An 11,668-nucleotide genomic window follows, 5' to 3' on the forward strand; every position below is an offset into this window, starting at 1 on the left:
CGCACGATGAAGAGCAAAAGTTAGCATGATCGTTACCATGTTCGGGAGTCACATAGGAGATCAGATCCTGGAAATCGGGAAAAGTGCCAATCAGTTCACAATATTTGTGTATAAGAGTCAGGTTAATCCTGCTGGCTGCGGGCTGGATCATCTTCGAAGCCATCGGCAAGTTGATCACACCCACACCGGTCGAAAGTGTGGGCTTTGGCGTGCTGGTCATGCTGATCTCGGCGCTGGTCAACAGCGGTGTCTCCACCTATCTCTACCGGGTGGCGAAAGAGGAAGAGTCCATCGCGCTGGCCGCCGATGCCTTGCACCTCAAGGCAGACGTACTGACCTCTCTCGGGGTCGCAGGCGGCCTGCTCGGTATCTGGATCGCCGACGGGCTGGGCTACAACCTCTATTTGCTCGACCCCATAGTGGCCATCTGCGTGGCAATATTCATTCTCCGGGAAGCCATCGCCATGCTCAATCAGGCCTTTCAGCCCCTGCTGGATCACAGCATGAGCGAGGAGGAGCTGGCCATCACCACTCAGGTGATCGAGCAGTGCTGCCCGGAGCATGGTGGCTTTCACGCCCTGCGTAGCCGCCAGGCCGGACGCCGTCGTCATATCGATTTCCACCTGACCCTGCCCAAGGAGATGAGCATAGAGCTCTCCCATGCCATCTGTGATCAGATAGAGCAGGGCATCATGCACCACCTGCCCCATGCCATCGTGCTGATCCATGTCGAACCGAGCGGCCACGGTTGAGAGACGTGCGATGCAAACCGGAAAATGCGATAAATCTGTAGTGAACTGGCAGATAAATAACGAAAAAAAGCGTGGAACCCGCACTTTTATGGCCGTGGAGCACATTGCGTAAGAAATAGTCGACGAAAATGTGTTAGGGTATCCCATCCCCCAGCCGCCAGGAGCGCGCCGTGAAAAAGTTGGAAATGAAAGACCTCACCGAGGCCGAAAAGGCCGAGATAACCCTGTTGCTCCAAAAAGCCCAGGCCAATGCTGACCATCAGCTGACCAACGCAGAACGTAACAGGATCCGTGAGGAAGGCCGGCTTAAAATCGTGGCAGATCGTGCAGAGGCAGCCAAGGTGGCCTCCAAACTGGCTCGGGAAAAGGCCAAAGAGCGGGCCAGAAATCAGGTGCTGCCAGAAACCTTCAGCTGGATCGACTCCGTCAGCAACAAGTTCCGCAGCAAGCGCTGAGTTCGCTCACTCTTTATGAACGCCCGCCCACACAGCGCTGTGTGGGCGGGCGTTGATCGTTATGGCTCTCTCTACTTGATGAGGGCACCATCTGTACAAGCCCGACCGGCAAACGCTCATCATGTTCACCAAGAACACGTGACTGAGACAGGCCAAACACCTGTCCCGGCAAGGAGATACGCCCAACCCCGCCCCACATACCCGATGGTTCACATGGCAATATGAGTAGGTAGCACTTGGCTAACCGAAAATTAATATTGAGATAAAGTTTGCTTTAAAAAAGAGAGCGTGTTTTAATCTCTCTCGATGGTTCGGTAGTTCAGACCTGATTATGTTAGGCAGTCATTTTAGTAAAGCAGTGATTAGCATAAGAGTTATCTAAGGATAGTTCTTATTAAATAATTCTCCTTCTTTAGTGCTCCCCATACGTATTGCTGACGAAAAATCATAGATTGCCATTTTGGCACTTCAAATACTATTCAAGGAAATTATTATGTCTAACAAAATGACTGGTACCGTTAAGTTCTTCAACGCTGAGAAAGGTTTTGGCTTCATCTCCCCGGCTGACGGCAGCAAAGACGTGTTCGTACACTTCTCCGCTATCCAGTCCACCAGCTTCAAAACCCTGGACGAAGGTCAGCGCGTTGAGTTCACCATCGAGCAAGGCCAGAAAGGCCCGGCTGCTGCCAACGTAGTTGGTCTGTAATTCAAGCAAGGAAGCCTTCACGCTCGCTAACGCCTGCTGAGAAGACCTTATGCAAGAATTAAAAAAACCCGCCTAGGCGGGTTTTTTGTTGCCTGCGATTCAGCATTTCCCCTCCCCCAGACTCTTTTTACCTCTTCTTCGCCATTCCGCCTCACCCCTTTTTCTTCCGTTCTCCCCCTCTGTATCTCCTAGTTGGCGATAGCATGACCATACAACCTTAATGATATTGATTATCGTTTGCATATCATCTCGTGATCATTACAATGCCTGCCGGCAAACGGGAGGATTGTCCTACTGAACCTGCCCGAGCCGGATTTCACGCAGGATGCGGTGAAACCACCCCATAGATTGACACAAAGGATGAATGCATCTTCTTACTCAAAGAGTTCAGGCCAACATGATAAAAATGCACCGCAACAAGCTGACCACGTTCGTTCTCGCCGCCCTCACCCCTCACGCCTATGCCATCGAACAGGAGGTCATGGTCGTGACCGCCTCCGGCTTCCAGCAGAAGATCGAGGATACCGCGGCCGGTGACTCGTGAGCAATTGGAAAAACGCGCCTATCGCGACGTGACCGATGCCCTGAAAGACATACCGGGCGTGGTGATCACCGGGGGTGGCAGCAGCAGCGACATCAGCATTCGTGGCATGGGCTCCAAATACACACTAATGCTGGTGGATGGCAAGCGGGTCGACAGCCGCGGCACTCGTCCCAATAGCGATGGTCCGGGCATCGAGCAGGGTTGGTTGCCTCCGTTGCAGGCAATCGAACGGATTGAGGTTGTACGCGGCCCCATGTCATCCCGTTATGGATCGGATGCCATGGGCGGCGTGATTAACGTGATTACCCGCAAGACCACCAGTCTGGACTGGCAGGGCGCTGTTCACGCTGATTCGACCTTCCAGGAGAACAAGGATGCCGGTAACAGCTTCCAGACCAACGCCTATACCGCAGGTTCGCTGATAGATGGCGTGTTGGGGCTGCGCGTCAATGGCCAACTGGCTCATCGTGGCGAAGACCAATTTCCCCAAGGCTTTGCCGAGCAGGAGACCCGCAGTGGCACGGCTGTGCTCAGCTTCAAGCCCGACGACCATAACCGCTTCGATCTGGAGGCCAGCCGCAGCCTGCAGGATCGGGATCGCACGGCAGGCAATTCGCTGGATGCCAAGGCAAAAGACAATCTCAATCGTTATGAGCGGACCAACTTCGCGCTGACCCATGATGGCCAGTATGATTTCGGCTCTTCCAGCAGCTATCTGCAGCAGGAGACCAATACCAACCCCGGTCGCAAGATGGAGCTCACCAACACCATCGCCGATACCCACACCCAATTTATGCTGGGGGATCACTATCTGAGTGTCGGTGGTCAGTATCGCTATGAGGATCTGCACGATCAGGGCAATACCCTGAAAGTGGCCAATCCTGCTGAGCAGTTGACCCGCTGGAGCTGGGCGATGTTTGTCGAGGATGAGTGGTCGCTGACCGACAGCTTTGCCCTGACGGGTGGTGCCCGCATGGATCGGGATCAGAACTACGGCTCTCACTGGAGTCCACGTCTCTACGGTGTCTGGCATCTGGACCAGAGCTGGACCCTGAAAGGGGGCGTCTCGACCGGTTATCGTTCGCCGGACTTGCGGATGTCTGCGGCCAACTGGGGTCAGGCCACCGGCGGTGGCAGCCTGGATGGCATGCTGGTCGGCAACCCGGATCTGAAACCTGAAACCAGCGTGAGTAAAGAGATCGGCCTGCTGTGGAATGGCCATCAGGGCTTTAATGCCGGGGTTACCCTGTTCAATACCGACTTCAAGAACAAGATCTCCGAAGTGCGTCGTTGTACCAGCAAGAGCGATCCGGCCTGTACCCTCAATGGTCACAGCTATGACTTCATCAGTGACCGCGTCAACATCGACAAGGCGAACATGCGCGGGGTCGAGGGGATGATGGATTGGACCATCAGCGAGGATTGGTCGGTCGGCTCCAGCTACACCTTCCTCCAGTCCGAGCAAAAGAGCGGCCCGCTGGCAGGCAAGGCACTGAACCAGATGCCGCGCCACATGTTCAACACCACGGTCGACTGGCAGACCACAGAAGCGGTCAGCCTCTGGTCACGGGTCAACTTCCGCAGCAAGACCTCTGATTACCTGAGCCGGGTCAAGATGGCAGAAGGCACACCTTCTTACACCTTCTTCGACACGGGTCTGGTCTACAAGGCCAACAAGCACCTGAATGTGACAGCCGGCATCTACAACCTGTTCGACAAGACGGTGGATTACACCAGCTTCGGCACAGTGCTGGATGGTCGTCGCTACAACCTGGGGATGACCTACAACTTCTGATGACGAGCCGCCGCCCCTCGGGGCGGCGGCCTACGCTTCTGCTGCCTAATCCTCTTCCTCGGCATAACACGCCACCTGCCAGGTATTGCGCCCCAGCGACTTGGCGCCATACATCAACCTGTCTGCCTGCAACAACAGTTGTCTGCCATCGGCTCTGATGCCATCCGGCACCCAAACGGCCCCGGTACTGATAGAAAACCCCAGCTCCCCGGCACTGGTCTGCAACTTGCGCAGACTCACTGCCCGGCCGATCCGGCTGGCCCACTCCTGCAGCGCCGCCATATCCGCCATTGGCAGGCAGATGCAGAACTCCTCCCCCCCGATACGGGCAAACAGCGCCCCGGCTGGCAACACCAGCCGCACCCGTTCGACCAGAGCCGAGATCACCTCGTCACCCACCCCGTGACCGAAGTGATCGTTGATCCTCTTGAAGCGATCTATGTCGAACAGCAGCAAGGCCGAAGCCTGCCCACAGGCCAGCCGCTGTTCAAACTCGGGTAGAAAGGCGCGCCGGTTCCGGATCCCCGTCATGGCGTCGGTGCCGGCAAGGCGCTCAAGCCGCGCATTCGCCTGGATCAACTCGGCGGTGCGGCTCGCTACCGCCCGTCGCAGCTGCACTATGTAGACCAGCAGCACCATGCCCCCCAGCGCCAGTAACCAGGGCCAGAGGTGGCGTGGATAGACGGTCTCGATATGCATCCACTTGTGGATGATCCGCTCCCGATCCGCCGCGCCCAGGCGGGAAAACCCCAGCTCCAGCTCCTGCAGCAGAGCCTGATTGCCCTTGGCGACCGCAAAGCGGATCTCGTCGCTGTAAAGGTGACGCATCGGGATAAAGCGGCTGGGATCCGCCGAGGTGTAGATATAGAAGTTCGCCACTTGCAGATCGGCGATGAAGGCACCCAGCTTGCCACTGAAGGCGGCACGCATCATGGCATCGTTGTCCGTGAAGGTTTGCAGGTGCGTGGTGGGGAAGTGCTTGCGGGCGTAGTACTCCTCATATCCCCCCGCCACCACCCCCACACTCTCGTGCAGCAGGTAGTCGTTCACATCCGAGCCGCGCAGGGCGTTGGCAAAGAACAGCTGGGCATCGAGACGGGAGAGCCCCTGACCATAGTCATAGAGCAGATTGCGCTCCGGCGACCAGAGCAGGCCGCCGTGGACATCGGCCTTGCCGGTACGCATCAGGTCCAGCGAGGTCTGCCAGTCCACCAGTTTGAACTCGACCGGGCGACCAGTGACACGGCCATACTCGCGCCAGAGATCGATCAGCAGGCCATCCGGCTGCCCCTCCTCATTGAGGTAGGAGAAAGGCTGCCAGGCCTTGGAGTTGGTCACGATCAAAGGTTTCGGGGCTGGCGAAGCCCTGGCGGGCAACCACACCAAACAAAGCAGGAGGAAGCATCCGCTGCACACCCGCCATCCAAAACCAGAAGAGACCACCATTCCTGTACCAACCTTCCCATTAGCCGTCTACACGGCCATTTATTATCGCCATCTTCAAGCTGGAAGAACAAGCATGACCGAGTATGAAATTGGCGTGATGTCAGTCAGATAACGGCAACATAAACATGAGAAGGGCGCCTCGTCGGCGTCCTCCCCACACAGATCTCATCAGGCTCACAGCGGCAGGCTGATCCTGGCCTCCAACCCACCCTGCGCACGGTTGTGCAGGGTCAGCTCGCCACCGTGCTGGTGCACCAGGGTGCGGGCGATGGAGAGCCCCAATCCCACGCTGCCGGATTCGGTATTGCGGGCCTCATCGAGCCGCACGAAGGGTTTGAAGACATCCTCCAGCCGCGCCGGATCTATGCCCGGTCCGTTGTCACAAACCCGGATCAACAGCTCTTCTTTGGTACGCTCCAGCGATACCTCGGCACTGCCGGCATATTTGATGGCGTTGCCGATCAGGTTCTGCAGCACCCGGCGCAGGGTATTGGTCCGACAGGCGTAAACCTGTTTGCCCTCCGCCAGACAGGTGACCGGCTGGCCGGTGTCGGCATAGTCATCGCACAGGCTGACCAGCAGGCTGACCAGATCCAGCTCGCGGGTCGCCTCCTGCTGACCTTCCTCCCGGGCAAAGCTGAGGGTGGCCGCCAGCATCTGCTCCATCTGCTGCAGAGTCTGCTGGATGCGATCCTTGTCCTCGCCATCGGCCAGAAACTCGGTGCGCAGCCGCAGGCTGGTGATAGGGGTGCGCAGGTCATGAGAGATGGCCGCCAGCATCCGGGTTCTGTCCTGCACGAAGCGATCTAGCCGGGTATGCATACGGTTGAAAGCCTGAATCGACTCGCGGATCTCGGTCGGCCCCACCTCTCGCAGCGGCTCTATGTCTTCGCCACGTCCCAGTCGCTCGGCATTGCCTGCCAGCTGCTTGAGCGGGCGAGTGGCGCGGCGAAACAGCAGCACCATCAGCCCGATCACCAGGCTGGCGACCAGCATCAGGTTGAGCGTGGTTTGCCACGACCAGCTGCCCACCTCCTTGTCGACCAGCGAGCTGAACTGCAACCAGCCCCCCTGAGGCAGCTCGATGGAACCATAGAGCCGCATATCCCGTGGCGGTGGCGGCCCCTTGCGGTCTTTCATCATGCGGGCATGGTGCTCCCACGCCTTGCTGCGCTGGGTATCTTCTTTCAGCTCGGCGCTGATCTCGACGGCGAGGCCGGCAGGATAATTGAGGCGCGAGCGTACCAGCTGCTCGAAGCGGGGGCTGCGGTTGTCCGGTTGCAGCGGTTCGTCGGAGAGGCGCAGCAGCAGGGTTTCACTGCGGCTCGCCTTGAGAATTTCGTCATAGAGTGACGGTGGAGAGAGGGAGAGCAGCCGTACCACCGCAATAATCCGCTGCATGGCGTTGCGGCTGTTGACGAAGCCAAGCGCCTCCTCCCGATCCGTGCGGTAGATCTGGATACTGAGCAGCTGGATCAGGATCAGCCCCGCCAGCGCCACCAGGATGATCTGGCCGGTCAGCCCCTTGGGCCACAGTCGGGAGCAGAGTCGCTTGATCATGACCACGCCGTTACACCTGGGTCACATCGGCGGCGAACAGATAACCGCCGCCCCAGATGGTCTTGATAAGTTGGGGATTCTTGGGATCCCGTTCCAGCTTGCGCCGCAACCGGCTCACCAAGGTGTCGATGGCGCGGTCGAACGCTACCGCCTCGCGGCCCCGGGCCAGATCCAGCAGTTGATCCCGGCTCAGCACCCGCTGGGGGCGCTCCAGAAACACCCGCAGCAGGTCGAATTCGGCAGTAGAGAGACTCAGCCCCACACCATCCTCATCCACCAGTTCGCGGCGATTGATGTCGAGCAGCCAGCGATCAAAACGCAGATCCCGGGTCAGGGTCTCGGCGGCGGGTTGCGGCTCGACCTGGGAGCGGCGCATCACCGCCTTGATGCGCGCCAGCAGCTCGCGCGGATTGAACGGCTTGGCGAGATAGTCATCGGCCCCCATCTCCAGCCCTATGATGCGGTCGGTCTCCTCCCCCATGGCAGTGAGCATGATGATGGGCAGGCTGGATTTGGCCCTCAGCTCGCGGCACAGGGTCAAGCCATCTTCACCCGGCATCATCAGATCCAGCACCAGCAGATCGAACTCCCGCTCCTCCAGCAGCCGCTTCATCTCCTTGCCATCCCGGGCACAGCTGACCCGCAGGCCATGCTGCTCCAGAAAGCGTTTCAGCAGATCGCGGATCTCGCTGTGATCGTCGACGACCAGAATGTGGGTGCTGTTTTGGTTCATGAGGGCCTCTCCTGTTAGAGCTGGCACGAGTATACGAAAATCTGCCGGACGGTTTGTGTCAAAGTGTGCCGGATCAGCAAGATGCCACACTCTGCTACAAAAATGCGGCCACTCGGTAAAATTGAGACACAAGACGAGGATTTACTGGGGACATACCGGACTCGTCCCTACTCGTTCATTGCAGGAGACAGGCCATGCTCACCCTCACCACACTGATGCCGCTGCCAGCGGCCACACCGCACAGACCGCCAGCCTGACGCAAGCGTCACCCCGGATGACGATGAAGCCGGCCTCTGACCGACCAGCGAGACCCCCTTCGCTTCCCCATGATGCCATGCCCGGTTAGGGCCGCACATGGCACCATAACACACAATGTCGGCATCCTTCGGCGATCCATCCCCAGGAAACAATGATGATGAAAAAAACCTGACCCTGATCGCACTGGCCGGATTGGTCCAGATCGGCATGGCACAAGCAAACCCGTCACACCGCCGCACAGTGTCACACTCTGCTACAAAATAGGCTTCAACTGGCAAAGTTCAGACACCAGTCGGGTGTTTACTGAGGGTCAAGGCGAGCAAGCCGAACCCGAACTCAATCCGCTAGGAGATAGACCATGAAAACCCTGACCAAAACCCTGCTGACCGCCACCCTGATCCTTGGCCTGCCGCTCGGCGCCTATGCCGCCAGCGAAACCGTTGCCACCACCCAGGCTGGCGCAATGACCGACTGCCCCGGCGGCATGATGGGCGGCAAGCACCACGGTAGCCGCCATGACAAGATGGCCCGTATGCAGAACATGACCCCGGAGCAGATCCAAGCCAACCTGCAGCAGCGCTTCGACAAGATCGAAGACCCGATCAAAAAGGCCGAGTTTGTGAAGAACCTGACGCTGCGTGCCGACGGCATGACCAAGCACGCCGAGGCGATGAAGCTGTTCGCCGAAGCACACCAGTAAACGCGTCTCGACCTGCAACAGGGTGGCCTCGGCCACCCTTTTTCGTTTATCCCGCCCGCTTGGCCAGCCGCCCTCTTCGCGGGATGCATGGCGCTGAGGCGTGATGAGGAACGCCAGCCAGCAAAAAGGGGCCAAGGGCCCCTTCTCATGCACCTATTTCAGACTCAAGCCTTGGCTTTGTCGACCAGGTTCAGGGTCTTGACGGTGTCGCCTTCAAACTTGATGACGACGCTCTTCTGAGCGGCTTCGGCATCCTTGAACAGGGTGTTGGTGGTCTCTGCCAGTATGGGAGATACCTTGTTCAGGGCGCTCAGGTCATAGGTCCACACTTCCAGACCGGCTTCGGTCTTGGTGCTGGCCGGGGCGCCCAGCTTGTCTTTGATGGCCTGCTTGCTGGAGCCGCCTTCCTTGATATCCAGTGCCTTCTTGATCGCTTCGTTTGAGGCGCTGTCCATGGCGCTACCAGCCATCTCTTTGACGCTGCTGGTGACGCTGCTGGTCACTGTCTCGGTCAGGGAATCCATCAGGCCGGCGTGGGCAAACAGGGGCAGTGCAGTCAGGGCAATCAGGATGCTCTTTTTCATTGATTAATATCTCGTGGGGATTAAAGAGCGCGCATCAGACCAGCGCTCTCAGGCGGAGTCAAGGCTATCGAACGGTCAATACGCATTCGGGGGGGAAAGAGAAAAATCCGACCGCTGGCACGCCAGGGCCAACCCGCTGGCCCCGTGGTGACAGCTATTCGCAGATCTGGTTCTTGCCCGCCAGCTTGGCCTGATAAAGCGCCCGATCCACCCGCACCATCAGCTGGCTCATGGGCTCGTCAGGCTGGTATTCGGCCAGCCCGAAACTCAGGGTGATATCGAGCTGTTCACAGACCCGCGACCGCACGATCAGCTCTCGCAGCTTGTCGGCAACCAGCCTGCCATCGGCCAGACCGGTATTGGGCAGCACCACCATAAACTCGTCGCCCCCCCAGCGCGCGATGAGGTCAATCTCGCGAATGTGCGTCCGCACCAGCGCCACTATCTTGACCAGCGTCTGATCCCCGGCGCTGTGGCCGTGGTTGTCATTGATCTGCTTGAAGTCATCCACATCCATGGCGATGACGGAGAAAGCGTGCTTAAAGCGCCGGGACCGCTCGCACTCCAGCTTGATGACCCGCTCCAGCCGATAGCGGCTGGCGGCGCCGGTCAGGGCATCGGTCTCTGCCAACTGGCGATTCTCTTCTGCCTTCTGTTGCAGCGCCTCGTTGAGCCGCACCAGCTCGGCGGTGCGCTCTGCCACCTGCTGCTCCAGCGAATGATTGCGCCGCTCCAGCTGTGCCAGCAACAGCTTGCTGGCGTGGATATCGCGATGGGCGCCGATCATCCGCGCCACAGAACCATCGGGATTACGTTCAATGATGCGGCCGCAATCCTCAATCCAGAGGTAACTGCCATCGCAGGTGCGGCACCGATACTCGGCGCGATATTCGTGGACGCTGTCGCTCAGGCAGAGATCGAACTTCGCCATCACAGCCGCCAGATCGTCGGGGTGGATCAGGCTCTCCCAGGTGAAGACGGTATTGTCGAGGGTATGAGGCTCGTAGCCCAGCATCCGGTACCAGCCGGTGTTGCGATAGACGAAACCGGTATTGGCATGCCAATCCCAGATGCCATCGCTGATCACCTCCAGAATGCCGTGCACCACGGCTTCGCTGACATCCGAGATCCTGATCGTGTCACTGTCCTGCAGCATAGCGGTTATCCTTGTTCTTCTGCCCCGAGCCACCACGGGGAATCGCTGTTCTGTCGTGAAACGCTACCTTGGCATACTGCCCAAAATCTGTCAGCCATAACCCCACAACACCACTGCTTTTTCTTGGGATATCGGCCGCCAGCGGCCTACACAGTGTGCCCGCCCGTGTGGCTAAAGTCTGCCTCATTGGCCGGATGTCGCTCACGATTGAGCAAGGTGGGGATGGGATCATCGGGCGGGATGCGGGGCTCAACAGCCGAGGTTAATCTGCCAATGCCAGCCGATAAAAATCCGTCTCCTGATGTTTCGGATTGGGACGCAGGAATACCCAGCCAGATCGCCGGTAATGGGTCAACGCCCGCACATTGGTGCGACTGACAGAGAGCAGCGCCCATTTGCAGCCCGCCCCAAGCAACTGCTGGCGGATATAGGCCTGCAACTGCGCGGCAAGACCGCTGCCACGATATTCGGGGAACAGATAAATCAGCTGCACATAGCCGGTCTCGGGTTCATCAGAAAAACAGCGAAATTCCAGCTGACCCACCCGTTGTTCACCCGCCCAGACATGGAGGTAGTGCCATTGCGCTTGCCCCAGCCTTTCGCGGACCCGCTCCCGATAACCGTCGATAAAGTCGGCAAAGCCGTCATGGGTATGAAAGCTGCAAAAATAGGCATCCCTGCGCGCCTGCACACAAAGCTCGTAATCCCGATCCAGATCGATGGTGTTAAATTCAAGTCTCAAGCAATGACATCCTGTCGTGTGTAGGTAGGGTGTAATAAGCGCAGCGCATTACACCTTTTTGGCAGATAAATAGCAGCGGTGCAATTCACTTCGTTCATTGCACCCTACCCGCTGACTCTTATACACAAATATTGTGAACTGATTGGCACTTTTCCCGATTTCCAGGATCTGATCTCCTATGTGACTCCCGAACATGGTAACGATCATGCTAACTTTTGCTCTTCATCGTGCGGCCGA

Annotated in this window: 10 protein-coding genes and 2 pseudogenes; 6 read left to right on the forward strand and 6 right to left on the reverse strand. The window is 58.2% G+C overall.

Annotated elements, in window-relative coordinates; all coding sequences use genetic code 11:
• Positions 1–122: 122 nt before the first annotated feature.
• From GWQ22_RS19395 to GWQ22_RS19410, 4 genes and pseudogenes are all read left to right on the forward strand, one after another.
• Positions 123–752 (forward strand): annotated as a pseudogene (locus tag GWQ22_RS19395) (cation diffusion facilitator family transporter); the annotation flags it as partial.
• A 170-nt stretch (positions 753–922) separates the two neighbouring features.
• Positions 923–1,207, forward strand: coding sequence for a DUF3811 domain-containing protein (locus GWQ22_RS19400; protein WP_011899186.1), 285 nt, complete (start codon positions 923–925; stop codon positions 1,205–1,207).
• 493 nt (positions 1,208–1,700) lie between these two features.
• Positions 1,701–1,913 (forward strand): RNA chaperone/antiterminator CspA, encoded by a 213-nt coding sequence (gene cspA, locus GWQ22_RS19405; RefSeq protein ID WP_005316548.1) that lies wholly within the window; start codon positions 1,701–1,703, stop codon positions 1,911–1,913.
• A 406-nt stretch (positions 1,914–2,319) separates the two neighbouring features.
• Positions 2,320–4,252, forward strand: a pseudogene (locus tag GWQ22_RS19410) (ligand-gated channel protein).
• 45 nt (positions 4,253–4,297) lie between these two features.
• On the opposite strand, the gene GWQ22_RS19415 reads toward GWQ22_RS19410, so the two are convergent.
• A complete protein-coding gene (locus tag GWQ22_RS19415) occupies positions 4,298–5,590 on the reverse strand; it encodes a sensor domain-containing diguanylate cyclase (RefSeq protein ID WP_275931344.1) in 1,293 nt (430 codons plus the stop codon).
• Here GWQ22_RS19415 and GWQ22_RS19420 point away from each other — a divergent pair.
• On the forward strand, positions 5,577–5,810 hold the full coding sequence (locus GWQ22_RS19420; RefSeq protein WP_275931345.1) for a hypothetical protein: 234 nt from the start codon (positions 5,577–5,579) through the stop codon (positions 5,808–5,810). The two genes, GWQ22_RS19415 and GWQ22_RS19420, sit on opposite strands and share 14 nt — an antisense overlap.
• 62 nt (positions 5,811–5,872) lie before the next feature.
• On the opposite strand, the gene GWQ22_RS19425 is transcribed toward GWQ22_RS19420, so the two are convergent.
• On the reverse strand, positions 5,873–7,258 hold the full coding sequence (locus GWQ22_RS19425) for an ATP-binding protein (protein WP_212513977.1): 1,386 nt from the start codon (positions 7,256–7,258) through the stop codon (positions 5,873–5,875).
• Between the two features lie 10 nt (positions 7,259–7,268).
• The gene (locus GWQ22_RS19430) at positions 7,269–7,991 is read right to left on the reverse strand and encodes a response regulator (protein WP_108537718.1); all 723 of its coding nucleotides are present in this window, start codon (positions 7,989–7,991) and stop codon (positions 7,269–7,271) included.
• Positions 7,992–8,607: 616 nt separating this feature from the next.
• On the opposite strand from GWQ22_RS19430, the gene GWQ22_RS19435 reads away from it, so the two are divergent.
• The gene (locus GWQ22_RS19435) at positions 8,608–8,949 is read left to right on the forward strand and encodes a hypothetical protein (protein WP_275931346.1); all 342 of its coding nucleotides are present in this window, start codon (positions 8,608–8,610) and stop codon (positions 8,947–8,949) included.
• Between the two features lie 164 nt (positions 8,950–9,113).
• Here the strand turns inward: GWQ22_RS19435 and GWQ22_RS19440 are convergent, their stop codons facing one another.
• The 3 genes from GWQ22_RS19440 to GWQ22_RS19450 all read right to left on the reverse strand — a co-directional run bounded on the left by GWQ22_RS19440 (position 9,114) and on the right by GWQ22_RS19450 (position 11,431).
• The gene (locus GWQ22_RS19440) at positions 9,114–9,533 is read right to left on the reverse strand and encodes a hypothetical protein (protein WP_042039285.1); all 420 of its coding nucleotides are present in this window, start codon (positions 9,531–9,533) and stop codon (positions 9,114–9,116) included.
• Positions 9,534–9,687: 154 nt separating this feature from the next.
• Positions 9,688–10,689, reverse strand: coding sequence for a sensor domain-containing diguanylate cyclase (locus GWQ22_RS19445; RefSeq protein WP_275931347.1), 1,002 nt, complete (start codon positions 10,687–10,689; stop codon positions 9,688–9,690).
• A gap of 262 nt (positions 10,690–10,951) precedes the next feature.
• On the reverse strand, positions 10,952–11,431 hold the full coding sequence (locus GWQ22_RS19450) for a GNAT family N-acetyltransferase (RefSeq protein WP_275931348.1): 480 nt from the start codon (positions 11,429–11,431) through the stop codon (positions 10,952–10,954).
• Positions 11,432–11,668: the final 237 nt, after the last annotated feature.

This window comes from Aeromonas sp. 1HA1 (genome assembly GCF_029237385.1).
Taxonomy (GTDB): Bacteria; Pseudomonadota; Gammaproteobacteria; order Enterobacterales; family Aeromonadaceae; genus Aeromonas; species Aeromonas popoffii.